This is a genomic window from Rhodococcus sp. S3 (assembly GCF_058211795.1).
On sequence record NZ_CM177074.1, the window covers coordinates 1,848,464 to 1,863,341 of the forward strand.

Genomic DNA, 14,878 nt, shown 5'->3' on the forward strand with positions numbered 1-14,878 from the left:
GCCCCCGGCTCGAGGCCGAGTCGTTCGGTGCTGCGGGGACTCCGGAAGCCTAGGCTCCGGGGCATGAATGCGTTCACGGACACGGCGAGCGGGGCCGGGGAGGCCACGACACGTCGTCAGGTCGTCTCGTGGGGTCTGTGGGACTGGGGTTCCGCGGCGTTCAACGCCGTGATCCTGACGTTCGTGTTCTCCGTCTATCTCACCGACGCGGTCGGCGACGACCTGCCGGGTGGGATCTCGGCGAGCACCTGGCTCGGATGGTCGCTCGGCATCGCCGGGTTCGTCATCGCCGTGACCGCCCCGGTGTCGGGTCAGCGGTACGACGCGGCCGGGCGACGGAAGTGGTCGCTGGGCATTCTCACCGCGGTCACCGTCGCGGCGATGGCGGCGATGTACTTCGTGCGCGACGACTACCACTATCTGTGGCTCGGCCTGGTCCTGCTCGGCGTGGCGTCCGTGATGGCCGAGCTCGCGCAGGTGCCGTACAACTCGATGCTGCGTCAGGTGTCGACGCCGGACGACATCGGCCGGGTCTCGGGTTTCGGTTGGGCGATGGGCTATTTCGGCGGCATCGTGCTCCTGCTGCTGTGCTACACCGGGTTCATCGCCGGTGACGGCGACACCCGCGGTTTCCTCGGGGTGCCCACCGAGGACGGCACCAACATCCGGCTCGTCGCGCTGTTCGCGGCCGTGTGGTTCGCGGTGTTCGCCGTGCCCGTGCTCCTCGCCGTCCCGGAGAAGCCGGTCGCGCGTGGCGACGTCGCCCGCCGCGCCGGTTTCGTCGAGTCGTACCGCGTGCTGTGGCGCGACCTGACGGAATTGTGGCGGGCGGATCGTCGCACCATCTGGTATCTCGGGGCGTCGGCGTTGTTCCGGGACGGTCTCGCCGGTGTCTTCACCTTCGGGGCGGTCCTCGCCGTCACGGTCTACGGGATCGGAGCGGGCGACGTGCTGATCTTCGGTGTCGCCGCGAACGTCGTCTCCGCGGTGGGCGCACTGGTGGCCGGACGCGTCGACGACCGGGTCGGGCCCAAGGCGGTCATCGTGGGCTCGTTGGTCGCCATGATCGCGACCGGCATCGTCCTGCTGGTGGTGTCGGGTCCCACGATGTTCTGGATCTTCGGTCTGGTGCTGTGCCTGTTCGTCGGCCCCGCCCAGTCGTCGGCGCGCACCTTCCTGGCGCGACTGACCCCGCCGGGCCGGGAGGGGCAGATGTTCGGTCTCTACGCGACGACGGGACGCGCGGTGTCGTTCCTGGCGCCGACGCTGTTCGGGTTCTTCGCGTGGTGGTTCGGCACCGACCGCGCGGGCATCGTGGGATTGCTGATCGTGCTCGCCGCGGGTCTGGTGGCGCTGCTCGCCGTGCGGGCTCCGGAGACGTCCGCGACGGCGTGAACCGGCTCAGTCGGTGATCGTGGCCAGCACCTGGTCGGCGGCGTTGCGGTGCCCGGCCGCGTTCGGATGCAGCGGGATCGATCCGGCGGTCGGTTGCAGGCCGGCCATCCACCGGGTCTCGGGGTCGGCGCACGCGTCGTGGTCGCGGGTCGAATCGCGCAGGTCGACGTAGTCCACGTCCGCGGCCTCGGCCTGCTCGCGCATGACGGTGTTCAACCGGTCGATCTTCTCCTGCAGGTAGGTCGCGTCGTCGGGCCAGATCCGCTGTTCGGGGAAGCACCCGCCGTCGCGGATCCCGGTGGGGTAGCCGACGAGCACGATGCGTGCCTCCGGGGAACGGCGGCGGATCTCGTCGATCACCGTGGTGTAGACGGGAGCGAAGGTGTCGATGGCGGCATCGATGCGGTCGGTGCCGTCCGGGGCGTTCGTGATCGCGCACGAGGTGCCCTGGGGCGGCGCGGCGAGATTGACGCATCCCAGCGCCAGCTGGACGAGACCGATGTCGTTGCCGCCGATACCCACGGTGACGAGTTCGGTGTCGGGGCGCAGCGCGTCGTACTGCGGTGGCACCGTCGCGCCGCGGAAGGTGGTCTGCGGCATCGCGAAGTCGAGGGAGGTGGCGGCGCCGCACGAGGCGTCGACGAAGTCCTCGATGCCGAGATCGGTCGCAACGAGGGTGGGGTAGTTGCTCGCCGACCGCCCGCACGGATCGCCTTCGGTCTGCGGGGGGATGCCGGGTCCGGAGGTGAACGAATCTCCCAGGGCGACGTACGACGCGTAGTCTGCGGCCGCTTCCGGCTCCTGTGTGTCGGCGCAGGCGACCGTGCCCACGGTCGCGAACGCGATTGCGGCGCAGGCGATGACACCCGACCGTCGGAGGAGTCTCGGCATCGTCACAGTGGATCTCGCAATTCGGGGAGAAGATGTTTCCGAGGCTACAGGTGTGCCGGTGACGCGGGCGGGCGCCGAACACGGACCGCTCGGGTCGGCCGGGCACCGACCGCTGCGATCATGCCTTGAAATAGACGATCTGGTGCGAGGTCGCGAGCAGGATGCCGTCGCGTCCCCACAGATGTGCGCTCTGGTCGAAGAAGCCCTGTTCGAAACGATTCGCACGTGCGGTCGCGAGCACGGGACTGTCGGATTGCGCGGCAACGGTCTCCGGGTCCGCGTGGAAGTAGACGGTCATCGAGACCGTGCCGGCAGGCAGCACTCGACCCAGACGTAGGAAGGCGCGGGGATAGAAGATGTCGCACATCGCGGTGAGCGAGGCGAAGTCGAGCGGACGCGACGGGACGTCGCGGACCCACAGTGTCGACGTGGAGTCGGCGACCTCCGCGCTGCCCTCCTCGGGAACGGCTCCCGCGGCGTACCTCATCTCGTAGTTGCGTGCCCACGCGATGTAGTCGGGCAGAGGTGTCGGCTCGAGCGAGTCGGGTGCCGGGGCGGTCGGTGCCTGCAGTTCGGTCGACGACCAGGTGGGGCGACGAAGACCGAAGACGGCTGTCGCCGTGGTGGTGACCTCACCGCCCTGCGACAGCTCGATCGACCAGTGCTGGGTGGTCCGATTCGTGCGCACCGGGCGCACCGCGATGTCGAACGGGCCGTCGGCGATGGGGCCGGCGTAGTTGACGGTCAGGGACAGCGGCATGCCGAGGACATCCGGGTGTCGTTCGACCGCGCGGAGGAGGGTCGCGGCGGTGATACCGCCGAACGGGCCGACCATGTTCGCGTAGGCGGGGTGCGTGTGCCCTTCGGTGTGATCGTCCCGGACCTCGAACAGGTCGACGGCAGCGTCGAAGACGTGAGTGGTCACCGAGACGTCGGTCATGGCAGGGTCTCCTCGGAAAATGGTGTCGCGCAAGATCGGATCCGTACGACAACATACATAGAATATGGGGGACAACCACCACTGCCGGAGGAACGGGTGAGCGCTGCAGAACGGCGGGACGGACCGCGCGCGGCGATGATCGCCAGCGCGATCGCGCTGATGAGCGAACGAGGTGTCGCGGCCACGTCGTTCCGGGACGTGCTCGAGCACAGCGGGGCACCGCGCGGCTCGATCTACCACCACTTTCCCGGCGGTAAGGCGCAACTCGTCGAAGAGGCGACGGACCGGGCGGCCACCCGGATCGAGCGGTCGCTGACGGCGAAGGTCGACGGTCTCGGCGTGGTGGACACGGTGCGCGCCGTCGTCGACCTGTGGCGCGAAGGTCTGGTGGCCACCGATTACGTCGCGGGGTGTCCGGTGGTGGCCGCCGGTCTCGGGACCGAACCGCGGGCGCGCGCACGAGCGGGGGAGGCCTTCGACACCTTCGTCGACGTAGTCGCGCGGTCCCTGGTGGCCGACGGCGTCGGCGCGGAGCGTGCGCGGTCGTTGGCGAACCTGGTCATCGCCGCCCTGGAGGGCGCGTTGGTCGTGGCCCAGGCGCAACGCAGTCCGGCTCCGCTCGATGCGGTCGTCGCCGAACTCGAGGTGCTGCTCGCCCCGGTGGTGGGCTGACCGAAGCTGCAGCGGCCGGAAGCCGCGGTCGGTGGACTCTCAGCCGTTCCGTCGCCGCGAGATCGCGTTCGCGATCTCGTCCGGGGCTTCCTCCGGAATCCAGTGCGAGACGTCGGGCAGGACCACGAAGTCGTACTCGGCGTCGACGAACTCGCCGCACCGTTCGGCGCCGGCGCGGCCGATCGCGATGTCGGCGGTGCTCCAGATGTAGGTCGTCGGGACGCGGACCGGGGGAGTCGAATCGAGATCCCGCGTCATGGCGCGATACCAGTTCAGGGCGGCGGTGAGAGCGCCCGGCGCGGACATGGCGGCGACGTAGTGGTCGATCGAGTCGTGGTCGACGGCGGAGGTGAACATCGCCCGCAGGCGCCGCGCGCCGTCGGTGAGGAGAAGGTCCTCCGCCTTGCCCTCCTCACGGAAGAGACCGATGTAGGAGGAGCGCTCACGCTGGTCGGCGTCCTCCCGCAACGCCCAGCCGTAGGCCGCGAGGTGGGGGACGGAGACTGCCGTCAACGCCGAGACGCGGTCGGGATGGTGGGCGGCGAAATACCAGGCCACGGCGGCGCCCCAGTCGTGCCCGACGAGGTGGACGCGATCGAGCCCGAACTCGTCGAGCAGGCCGAGGACATCACCGGCGAGCGCCGGCACCCCGTAGTGCTCGACGCCGGTCGGTCGGGCACCGGGGGAGTATCCGCGCTGGTCGGGGGCGATCACGCGGAAACCGCGCTCGACGAGCAGTCGCGCCACCGGCGTCCAGCTGCGTGATGTCTCGGGGAAGCCGTGCAGGAGCACGACGGGCGTGCCGTCCCTCGGACCCGCCACGCGCACGTCGAAGGTCAGGTCGTCGTAGGTGGCGGGTTCGGTCGATGCCATGGGAACCACGTTACGGAAGGCAGGTGTCTCCGACAGGATTTCCCGTCCACCTCGACGAACCGGCGTCGCGCCGACCCGTCATCGGTCGTCGGACGTCCGTCGTGGTCGCCACGCCGCCGCTCCCAGCAGGATCAGACGCATCTGCTTCTCCGCGCGGGTGACCACCTCTGCTTCCTGCGCGCTCCCGGGACGTTCGATGGCGAGCAGGTCGAGGACGAAATCGAGCATGGCGGTGACCAGCAGGTCGGCGGCCATCTCGAGATCGTCGAAATCCCAGTCCTCGAGGCCCGGGGAGCGACCCAGGTCGGCGGCGAGCTCGCTGGTCAGCAGGCGCAGCTCGACGGAGATCGCGGCGGCCACCTCGGGAACGCCGCCGTGGCGTTCGCGTGCCAGGAACCGGAAGGCCGCCTTGTGAGCCCGTACCTGCTGGACCAGCACGTCGAGCGATTGCCGCGCCCCTGCCGGGCCGGGTGTGCGCCGCGCGTCGCGCAGCAGGCGCCGCAGCACCCGCATCGTGTCGGCGGCGAGAGTGACTCCGAGCTCGTCCATGGACGAGAAGTGCCGGTAGAACGCGGTCGGCACGATGCCCGCGCTGCGGGCCACCTCCCGCAGGCTCACCCCGCCGAGTCCCCGGTCGGCGGACAGTTCGAGGGCGGCGTCGAGAAGCGCCTGACGTGTGCGTTCCTTGCGTTCGGCGCGGGTGGTCGGCGGGGGTACGGAAGCGGTGGACACCCCCCGAGTCTAGGCACGACGTTCCGGGCGGTGTCCGGTCATCTGTGTCTGCGGTCACATCAGGGTTGACAGACAGGTGTGTCCGACTGTCACACTGATTTCAGTGCACATTCGTTCACTGAGCACGCAGAGGTCTACCGAAAGGCGGACAGACATGATCGTGCGCGACCGTCCGACACCCGTCCCGCACTCGGGTTCGTTGCGGAAACTCCTGGTAGGAGCACTCGGGATGCTGTCCTATCCGCATCACCCGGACCGCTACCTGGAACTCGCCGACCCGCTTCTCGTCACGTCGGCGAACTACGCCCGGATTACAGATGTGGACCGAAGTGCCACCGACTCGCTCACGGTCACGGTGCGGCCCGCGCAGCCGTGCCGACCCCTTCCCGGGCAGTACGTGACCGTGTCGGTCCGCGTCGACGGTGTGCGGCACACGCGCTGCTACTCGCCGACACTCGTCGACGTGGAGTCGAAGCGCAGGCCCGACCTGCGGTTCACCATCGGCAGGCATTCCGAGGGCACCGTCTCGCGCCACCTCCACGACCGTGCGCAGGTCGGAGATGTCGTCGAACTCGGTTCTCCCGCGGGCGAGTTCGTGCTGCCGAGCCCACGCCCTCGACGCCTGCTGTTCGTCGCCGCGGGTTCCGGGCTGACGCCCGTGCTGTCGATGCTGTCCGGTCTCCTCGCCGAGGGGTACGACGGGTCCGCAGTGCTGCTCTACTACACCCGTACGCCCGGGCACGTTCCGCGTCGCGCCGAACTCGAGGCGCTCGCCGACCGCCCCAACATCGAGATCGTCCACGCCCACACCCGCTCCGACGACGGGCTGCTGCAGGGGCGGTTCGACCGTAACCACCTCGCGGCCGTCGCGCCCTGGTATGCCGACACACCCACCTTCGTGTGCGGTCCGGCGGAGATGGTCGCGCGCATCCGCGAGGTCTACGCCGAGCGGGGTGCCGAGACCATGGTGAACACCGAGGAATTCGTCCTCGCACCACCGGTCGTGTCGACGGACGATGCCGGCGGCGAGATCTCGTTCGCCGAATCCAGCGTCGTTGCCGAGAACACCGGGTCGACGCTGCTCGAGCAGGCCGAAGCGGCAGGGCTCACGCCCGAACACGGATGCCGCATGGGCATCTGCCACAGCTGCACCGCAGTCCGGCTGTCGGGCTGCACGCGCGACGTGCGTACCGGCGACGTCGATTCGGAACCCGGTCGCCGCATCCAGATCTGTGTCAACGCCCCGGTCGGCGACGTCGCCGTCGAACTCTGAACCGGCCATCGGACGACACCACCGAAAACCTTGGAGGACATCATGTTCGGATTGTCCCTACCCACCGTCCCCTTCCTGCCCTTCCTGTCCGGCCGCAGTTCTGCGGCCGAGAACGAACCGCTCGTCCTCGACCACGACAGCGTCGAGGAGATCGGTCGCGAACTCGACGCACTGCGGGAGCAGACGCTCGCATCCCTCGGTGACGAGGATCGCGAGTACCTCTACCGGATCATCAAGGCGCAGCGCGGATTCGAGATCGCCGGTCGCGGTCTGCTCTTCGTCGGATTCCTCCCGCCCGCATGGGTCGCCGGGGTCGCAGCACTGAGCGTGTCGAAGATCCTCGACAACATGGAGATCGGGCACAACGTGATGCACGGTCAGTACGACTGGATGCGCGAACCGTCATTGAATTCCCGTGTCTTCGAGTGGGACACGGTGTGCCCGTCGGACCAGTGGCGGCACTCGCACAACTACGTGCACCACACCTACACCAACATCCTCGGCCAGGATCGCGACATCGGATACGGGATCCTGCGTATGGACCCTGCCCAGAAGTGGCATCCCTACTATCTCGGCAACCCGGTCTACGCGACCGCACTCATGTTCCTGTTCGAATGGGGCGTTATGATGCACGACGCGGAGGTCGACCGGATCGTCGCCGGGAAACGCTCCTGGCGCGACGTGATCCCGATCGCGAAGGGCTGGTGGCGCAAGGCCGGTCGCCAGGTGATCAAGGACTACATCGCCTTCCCGCTGCTGAGCGGACCGATGTTCGTCCCGACCCTGCTCGGTAACGCGACCGCCAACCTGGTGCGCAACGTGTGGGCGTACTCGATCATCTTCTGCGGCCACTTCCCGTCCGGCGTGCAGTCCTTCACCGAGGAGGAGACCGCCGACGAGACCCGGGGCGAGTGGTACGTCCGGCAGATGCTGGGCAGCGCGAACATCACCGGCTCCCCGTTGTTCCACATCATGTCCGGCAACCTGTCGCACCAGATCGAGCACCACCTGTTCCCCGACCTGCCGGCGCACCGTTATCCGGGGGTCGCCCCGAAGGTCAGGGAACTGTGCGAGAAGCACGGACTTCCGTACAACACCGGTGGCCTCACCGCCCAGGTGACGTCGGTCTGGAAGAAGATCTTCAAGTTCGCCCTCCCGCCCGGTTGGCTCGCGCCCGAACCCGAGTCGCAGGTGATCATCCAACGTCACCGCTCCACCGATCGCCGGCTCGACGATGCGGGTACCCTCGCGGACGACACGATCGAGGGGGTCGAACATGGTGGGAAGATTCGAGCGTAACAAGGACACGATCCAGGAGGTCACCGAGTCGGCGGCCACCCACGTCGGCGCGATCGCGGGGATCATCACCGGAGCGGTCCGGGACGTCACCCGCGAGATCGGCGAACTGATCACCGACGCGATCGAGATGCGCGAGGCCGCCCGCGCGGCGCGCGACGACGACGAGCGTGCGGCGCGCGACGGCGAGGAAAGCGGAGAAGGGCCGGCGACGTCGGATCGTCGCTCGGCCCCTCCCGCGGAATAGCGGATCGAGTTCCTACCGCGCGGGGACGCCCGAGATGGTGCGGGTGACGAACTTCGCCACCTCGTCGCGCATCTCGCCGCTGCGCGGCACCGCGCCCGACATCCAGAACGCGCCGTGCACGAGCCCGTCGAACCGGCGGATCGTCACGTCCACGCCGGCTTCGCGCAGCCGCCGTCCGTAGAACTCACCTTCGTCGCGGAGCACCTCGTTCTCGGTGGTGAGCACCAGGGTCGGTGGCAGACCGTCCACACGGGGCGCGCGTGCGGGAAGCGCATACGGTGTCTCCGCGTCCCCGGGTGAGGCGAAGTACCGGTCGAGGAACCAGTCCATGTCGGCGGCGGTGACGATGTACCCCTCGGCGAACTCGCGGCGCGAGGGCAGGTCGGCAGCGCGGTCCAGCGCCGGATAGATCAGCACCTGTCCGCGCAGCACCGGTGCGCCTTCGTCACGAGCCCGCAACGCGACTCCGGCTGCGAGGTTGCCACCGGCACTGTCGCCCATCACCACCAGGTTGTGCGGGTCGCCGCCGCACTCGGCGATGTGCGCGGTGACCCACTGCAACGCAGCCCACGCGTCGTCGGCCGCTGCGGGGAACGGATGTTCCGGCGCCAGACGGTATCCCGCGGTCACCACGGTGGCCCCGGTCGCGCGGGCGATCGCCCGCGCCGGTTCGTCCACGACGGTGAGGTCGCCCGCGACGAACCCGCCGCCGTGGAAGTAGAGCACCACCGGACGCGGCCCGGTGTCCGCCCCGGGGGTATGGATCCGCAGGGGGAGATCGACGCCGTCGCTCTCGTAGTGGGTCTCGTCCACACGCTCGACGTCCTGCGGTGGAAGTTGGAGATCGGTGAAGGTCGCGATCGTCGCGCGGACCTGATCGACCGTCATCTGCGAGAACGACGTGAATCCCTGCTGCCGAAGTCCTGCGATGAGGCCGGCGGCGTGGTCGTCGAGTGCCATGGGTGGTTTCCTTCCGAAAGGTGGGGAGATCGGTGCGCTACGAGGCGGCCGGGACGGTGGCTCGTGCCGGGGCGAGGTCGAAGCCGACGTAACCGCCGTCGACGACCTCGGCGCAGACCTGCCGGTAGGTGGGGGCACCCCCGAGGTAGACCATGCAGGCACGCGGTTTGCCGGGGATGTTCGCGCCCATGTACCACGAGTCGGTCTGCGGCAGCAGCGTCTGCTCGGCGATCTCGGTGGTGGTGCGCACCCAGTCGGCTTCGGCTTCCGGGGTGGGTTCGATGACGTGGAGATCGTGTGCGCGCAGATACGCGATCGCGTCGGTCGCGAAGTCGACGTGGTCCTCGATCGCCAGCGGCATGTTGTAGAGCACCGAGGGCGACTGCGGTCCGGTGATCGTGAAGAGGTTGGGGAACTCGTCGATCATGATGCCGAGATAGGTGCGCGGCCCGTGTGCCCACCTGTCGGCCAGGCGCACACCGTTGCGGCCGCGGATGTCCATGGCCATGAGCGGTCCGGTCATCGCGTCGAAGCCGGTCGCGAGCACGATGGTGTCGACCTCGTAGGTGCGGTCGCCGACGCGCACACCGGTTTCGGTGATCTCGCTGATCGGAGTGCTCTTCACGTCGACGAGGTGCACGTTGTCGCGGTTGTAGGCCTCGTAGTAGTTCGTCTCGAGCGGGGGACGTTTCGTGGCGTAGGCGTATCCCCGGGGTGCGAGCGTGTCGGCCTTGGCGGGGTCCTGGACCCGCTCGCGGATCCGCTCGCGGATGTACTCGGCGGCGGTGTCGTTGGCCTGCCTGTCGAAGAGGATGTCCTGGAAGCTGTCGATGAACAGGCGGAACCCGCCCGCGTTCCAGCGTTCGTCGAACACCCGCCGACGCTCCTCGGCATCGACGGCGAGCGCCGACGGCTGCACCTGGTCGAACGGAACACCCAGGAAGTGGTTGCGTGCGGCCTCTCTCAGTTCGGGGTAGATCTTCTTGGCCTCGTCCAGCACCTGCGGGTCGAGCGGACCGTTCCCGAGCGGGGTGGCGAACTGGGGCGTGCGCTGGAAGACCACCAGTTCCGCGGCCTGTTGCGCGATCAGCGGGATCGCCTGGATCCCACTGGCGCCGGTGCCGATGACCGCGACCCGCCTGCCGGTGAAGTCGACGGGCTCGTGCGGCCAGTTGCCGGTCAGCAGCACCTGCCCACGGAAGTTGTCGATGCCTCCGAACTCGGGCTTCTTGGGAACCGAGAGGTTGCCGGCGCCGGAGATGAACCACCGGGCCGTCACGGTCTCACCGGTGTCGGTGCGGACGGTCCACCACGAGTTCTCGTCGTCCCAGTGCACGCCGATCACCCGCGTGCCGAATGTGATCGTCTTCCGCAGGTCGAAGCGGTCGGCCACGTGGTTCAGGTAGCGGAGGATCTCCGGTTGCCCGGCGAACTTCTCGCTCCACTGCCACTCCTGCTGCAGGTCCTCGTCGAACGAGTACGAGTAGTGGATCGACTCGATGTCGCAGCGGGCGCCGGGATAGCGGTTCCAGTACCAGGTGCCACCCACATCGTCGCCGGCCTCGAAGACCCGCACGGACAGGTTCATCCGGTCGCGCAGTTTGTGCAGCGCGTACAGGCCGGCGAATCCGGCTCCTACGACGACGACGTCGGTGTCGGGGGTGGTGGAGGAAGTGGTCATCTGTCCTGGCTCCTCGGTATCGGTGATGTCGCTCCGGCGGATGAACCGAAGGTCTGCATCGACGATGACGTGGATCGCACACGAGAACGCGGGGCGAATTACCCCATCGAGTACCTGTGTTGGCCGTCACACGACCACCCGGGTATGTTGGGCCCACTATCTCTGAGAAGCGTGACGATGGAATCTGCCCTGCCGGAAGCTGCACCACCCCGCACCCCGGGGCCCACCCGTTCGGTGACGACCTTCATCGGTCGCCGTCGCGAGATCGACGAGGCCCGGTCGTGCCTCCAGCGGACCCGGCTGCTGACGATCCTCGGTCCGGGTGGAGTGGGGAAGACCCGGGTGGCCGAGGAGCTGGCGGTGCGAACCTCGCGCGCGTTCCGCGATTCGTTCCGCTGGATCGATCTGGCGGTGGTGCGGGATCCGGAGTCCGTTCCCTCGGCTGCAGCGGCCGCTCTGGGCGTGACCGACCAGTCCACCAGACCCGTGATGGACAAGATCATCGACCGTCTCCGCGACGAGCACATGCTGATCGTGGTCGACAACTGCGAACACCTGATCGCGACCGTGGCCGACTTCGTCGCTGCCGTTCTCGGTGATGCACCGGAGGTGCGGATCCTCGCGACCAGTCGTGAGCCGCTCGCGGTGGCGGGGGAGGCGGAGTACGTGCTTCCACCTCTGACGACACCGGACGGATCGACGGGGAACCGGGCGGCCGATCTCGAGCGGTTCGAAGCGGTGGGTCTGCTCGTCGAACGGGCCCGGCAGGTGGTCCCGGGCTTCGAGGTGACCGACGACAATGCCGATGCCGTTGCGCACCTGTGCATCGCGCTCGACGGTGTGCCGCTCGCTCTCGAACTCGCGGCCACCCGGCTGCGTTCGTTGTCTCCGGCACAACTCGTCGACCGGCTCGATCGTCGTTTCGCACTGCTCACCGGGGGCAGTCGCGTGGCGGTGCCGCGGCAGCAGACCTTGCGCGCCCTGATCGACTGGAGCTACGAACTGTGCTCCGATGCCGAGCGGACGCTGTGGGCACGGTTGTCGGTGTTCACCGGCAGTTTCGACCTCGAAGCCGCGGAGACGTCTGCGCCGACGACGATCTGCCGAGCGAACAGGTCATCGACCTGCTCGACAGGTTGATCGCGAAATCGCTTGTGGGTGTCGATCGTTCGTCGTCGGTGTTGAGGTACTCGCAACTGGTGACCGTGCGCGAGTACGGACACGAACTGCTCGACGCCCGCGGGGAACGGGAACAGCTGTACCGGCGGCATTGCGAGCACTATCTCGACCGTGCCCGTCGCTGCGCCGAGAGTTGGTACGGGCCGAGGCAATCCGCCCTGCTGTCGTCGATGCGCGCCGACCACGCGGATTTCATGGCAGCGCTCGACCGATCGATCCGGGACGACGACGAACTCGCCACGGGGGCGGCGCTCGCCGTCGCGCTGCGCTATCACTGGATCGCGGGTGGCTACCTGTCCACCGGGCGGGCCCGGCTCGAACGACTCCTGCAACGACTTCCGCGCTCGAGCAGCGAGCGCGGCAACGTGCTGTGGGTGACCGCGTGGACGGCCCTCATCCAGGGAGACCGCGACGGAGCGGCGGTCCACCTCGACGAGTGCCGTTCGATCGCAGACGGATCCGGTGATGTACGGTTGCGAGCCCACTGCGATCACTGGAGTGCTCTGCACGCACTGTTCTGCGGGGCGACGGCCGAGGCGATCGACCTCTACCTCCGTGCGGCCCGGGTACATCGTGCGCACGGCGACCACGCCGCCCACCTGACCTGCCTGTTCCAGCTGGCGATGGCGCAGACCTACGATGGACGACTCGACGACGCCCTGGAGACGTGCGCTCGCGTCGTCGAGATGGCGGATCAGCACGGCGAGCGGTGGAACAAGGCCTATGCGCTGTGGGTCTCGGGGCTTGCGCATTACCATCTCGGGCGCCTCGGCCCTGCGGTCGAAGCGGCGAACGGCGCGCTGGCCGTCCAGCGCGACTTCGAGGACAAGATCTGCACGACACTGTCGCTCGAACTGCTGGCTTGGTCGGCAGGCGCCGAAGGCGACACGGAGAAGGCCGCACGGCTGTTCGGGGCCGCACGGACGGTGTGGCAGCGCCTCGGTACGACGATCGCAGCATTCGGGCCGCACATCGAGCAGGACTCGATGGCAGCGGAGCGTCGCCTCCGGGAACGGATGGGCGAGACGGACACCGCCGAATCGCCCCACCCGCAGTCCGGCATGCGCATCGTCGATCTCGTGGACAGCGCTCTGGAGCCGAGAGAGTCCTCGGGGAGGCGGACCTCGCGTGCTCCGGGCTCCGCCCGACGGCAGCGCGGGGGAGGCGAGTCCGCCTCCCGGACATCCCCGCTGACGAAGAGGGAGCAGGAGATCGCGGGACTCGTCGCCGGAGGCCTGAGCAATCGCGCGATCGCCGACCGGCTCGTGATCTCACGCCGGACCGTCGACGGTCACGTCGAACGGATCCTCGACAAACTCGGCGTGCACTCCCGCACGCAGGTCGTCTCGTGGTTGCACACCCACGAAGCGCCCTGAGCGTGACGAGCAGGACGGCGATCCGGCTCAGGACCGGGACGGGACCGATTCCCGGCGCGCCTCCGGCACCTTCGTGATAAGTGTGAGCACGACCGATACGAGCGCGATGATGCCGATGGTGGTGTAGGCGAGGGTGTACGCCTTGTCGTCACCGAGGAGCGTGGACGCGATGATCGGACCGATGATGCCGCCGATGCTCCAGCCGATGAGCATCAGGCCGTAGATGGCGCCGGCGTTGCGGACCCCGAAGAAGTCGCCTGCAGTGGCCGGCATGGTGCCGAAAGCACCGCCGTAGCAGAGGTAGACGATCGCGGCCAGGATCGAGAACAGCACCACTCCACTGGCGTGCGGCAGCACGATCAGGCACACGCCCTGCAGCACGAGCAGTGCGGTGAAGGTCTTCATCCGGCCGATGCGGTCGGAGATCGCCGCCCACACGATCCGGCCGGCACCGTTGAAGATCGCGAGCGCGCCCACGAGTGCCGCCGCGCCGGAAGCACTGAAACCGGCGATGTCGGACGCGCTCGGCTTCGCCTGCGAGATCAAGGAGATGCCGGCGGTCACGCACAGGGTGAGGATGGCGGTCAGGAGGTACCACTGGGGCGTGCGCAGGGCCTCGCCCTGGGTGTACTCCTTGCCGCGGTCGGTTCCGCTGCCGTCGCTGCCGGTGGGTTCGAAGCCCGGCACGGTGTATCCCTCGGGCGGGTTGCGGAAGAGTGCGGCACCGGCCAGCGACATCACGAGGTAGGCGATACCCAAGGGCAGGAAGGCGCTCGTCGGGTCGTCCGGGTTCCGGTCGATGAGCCACTGCGCGACCGGCGAGGTGAGCACCGCGCCGAATCCGAAGCCGCCCACCGCGAGTCCGGTGATGAGACCGGTCTTGTCGGGGAACCACTTCTGCAGCATGGCGATCGGGACGATGTATGCGAAGCCCAACCCGAAGCCGCTGATGATGCCGTATCCGAGGATGAGCAGCCAGTAGTCGTCGGCTCCGTCGGTGAACGAGGCGAGCAGGATACCGAGCGCGTAGATGATGCCGCCGATCAGCGCGACGACGCGGGGGCCTTTCAGATCCTGCAGTCGGCCACCGAGATAGGTGCCGATGAAGATCATGCCGATGGTGACGGTGAACGGCAGTGAGGCCCGGACCGTGCTCAGTTGCCAGGAGTCGGCGCTCTCGAGGGCTCCGCCGAAGACCGACCACGCGTAGACCGCGCCGATCGAGAACTGCAACAGCAGACCTCCGGCGACGAGCAACCAGCGGAAGCTGCCCGGAGGCTGTGTCGTCGCGGTGTCGCCGTGTGGTTCGCGCGTGGGCTTGCCGGAGTCCATGCGTTCTCCTTCGTTCTGCCCGCGAGCCGGA

The 14,878-nt window shown here is 68.3% G+C and carries 12 protein-coding genes and 1 pseudogene; 6 read left to right on the top strand and 7 right to left on the bottom strand.

Annotated features, from left to right (window positions below; all coding sequences use genetic code 11):
• The first annotated feature begins 63 nt into the window (after nucleotides 1-63).
• Entirely contained in the window at nucleotides 64-1,395 is a 1,332-nt protein-coding gene (locus tag AC0LPE_RS08635; RefSeq protein WP_490606026.1) for an MFS transporter, read from the top strand.
• A gap of 6 nt (nucleotides 1,396-1,401) precedes the next feature.
• Here AC0LPE_RS08635 and AC0LPE_RS08640 read toward each other — a convergent pair whose 3' ends face one another.
• Complete coding sequence (locus AC0LPE_RS08640; protein WP_442802276.1) at nucleotides 1,402-2,292, bottom strand: SGNH/GDSL hydrolase family protein; 891 nt, start codon at nucleotides 2,290-2,292, stop codon at nucleotides 1,402-1,404.
• 112 nt (nucleotides 2,293-2,404) lie between these two features.
• Nucleotides 2,405-3,226: an acyl-CoA thioesterase gene (locus tag AC0LPE_RS08645; protein ID WP_059383943.1), complete on the bottom strand. Its 822-nt coding sequence runs from the start codon at nucleotides 3,224-3,226 to the stop codon at nucleotides 2,405-2,407.
• 96 nt (nucleotides 3,227-3,322) lie between these two features.
• Between AC0LPE_RS08645 and AC0LPE_RS08650 the strand changes: the two genes are divergently transcribed.
• On the top strand, nucleotides 3,323-3,898 hold the full coding sequence (locus tag AC0LPE_RS08650; RefSeq protein ID WP_026061615.1) for a TetR/AcrR family transcriptional regulator: 576 nt from the start codon (nucleotides 3,323-3,325) through the stop codon (nucleotides 3,896-3,898).
• A gap of 39 nt (nucleotides 3,899-3,937) precedes the next feature.
• Here AC0LPE_RS08650 and AC0LPE_RS08655 read toward each other — a convergent pair whose 3' ends face one another.
• Together AC0LPE_RS08655 and AC0LPE_RS08660 are read right to left on the bottom strand one after the other, a co-directional pair.
• Nucleotides 3,938-4,771 carry an alpha/beta fold hydrolase gene (locus AC0LPE_RS08655; protein WP_490606027.1) on the bottom strand — a complete coding sequence of 278 codons (834 nt, stop codon included), beginning with the start codon at nucleotides 4,769-4,771 and terminating at the stop codon, nucleotides 3,938-3,940.
• A 78-nt stretch (nucleotides 4,772-4,849) separates the two neighbouring features.
• Nucleotides 4,850-5,503 carry a TetR family transcriptional regulator gene (locus AC0LPE_RS08660; protein ID WP_490606028.1) on the bottom strand — a complete coding sequence of 218 codons (654 nt, stop codon included), beginning with the start codon at nucleotides 5,501-5,503 and terminating at the stop codon, nucleotides 4,850-4,852.
• Between the two features lie 154 nt (nucleotides 5,504-5,657).
• Between AC0LPE_RS08660 and AC0LPE_RS08665 the strand changes: the two genes are divergently transcribed.
• From AC0LPE_RS08665 to AC0LPE_RS08675, 3 genes are read left to right on the top strand one after another with little or no spacing between them, the layout of a single operon-like run.
• Complete coding sequence (locus AC0LPE_RS08665; RefSeq protein ID WP_490606029.1) at nucleotides 5,658-6,776, top strand: ferredoxin reductase; 1,119 nt, start codon at nucleotides 5,658-5,660, stop codon at nucleotides 6,774-6,776.
• A gap of 42 nt (nucleotides 6,777-6,818) precedes the next feature.
• The gene (locus AC0LPE_RS08670; RefSeq protein ID WP_490606030.1) at nucleotides 6,819-8,075 is read left to right on the top strand and encodes a fatty acid desaturase family protein; all 1,257 of its coding nucleotides are present in this window, start codon (nucleotides 6,819-6,821) and stop codon (nucleotides 8,073-8,075) included.
• Nucleotides 8,053-8,319, top strand: a complete 267-nt coding sequence (locus AC0LPE_RS08675) for a hypothetical protein (RefSeq protein WP_059383938.1) — start codon at nucleotides 8,053-8,055, stop codon at nucleotides 8,317-8,319. Before AC0LPE_RS08670 ends, AC0LPE_RS08675 begins: the two co-directional genes overlap by 23 nt.
• A gap of 12 nt (nucleotides 8,320-8,331) precedes the next feature.
• On the opposite strand, the gene AC0LPE_RS08680 is transcribed toward AC0LPE_RS08675, so the two are convergent.
• Together AC0LPE_RS08680 and AC0LPE_RS08685 are read right to left on the bottom strand one after the other, a co-directional pair.
• Nucleotides 8,332-9,279 (bottom strand): alpha/beta hydrolase, encoded by a 948-nt coding sequence (locus AC0LPE_RS08680; protein ID WP_490606031.1) that lies wholly within the window; start codon nucleotides 9,277-9,279, stop codon nucleotides 8,332-8,334.
• A gap of 37 nt (nucleotides 9,280-9,316) precedes the next feature.
• A complete protein-coding gene (locus AC0LPE_RS08685) occupies nucleotides 9,317-10,960 on the bottom strand; it encodes a flavin-containing monooxygenase (RefSeq protein WP_490606032.1) in 1,644 nt (547 codons plus the stop codon).
• A gap of 177 nt (nucleotides 10,961-11,137) precedes the next feature.
• Here AC0LPE_RS08685 and AC0LPE_RS08690 point away from each other — a divergent pair.
• Nucleotides 11,138-13,515, top strand: a pseudogene (locus tag AC0LPE_RS08690) (ATP-binding protein).
• Between the two features lie 27 nt (nucleotides 13,516-13,542).
• Here AC0LPE_RS08690 and AC0LPE_RS08695 read toward each other — a convergent pair.
• Nucleotides 13,543-14,847, bottom strand: a complete 1,305-nt coding sequence (locus tag AC0LPE_RS08695) for an L-lactate MFS transporter (RefSeq protein WP_088897399.1) — start codon at nucleotides 14,845-14,847, stop codon at nucleotides 13,543-13,545.
• Nucleotides 14,848-14,878: the final 31 nt, after the last annotated feature.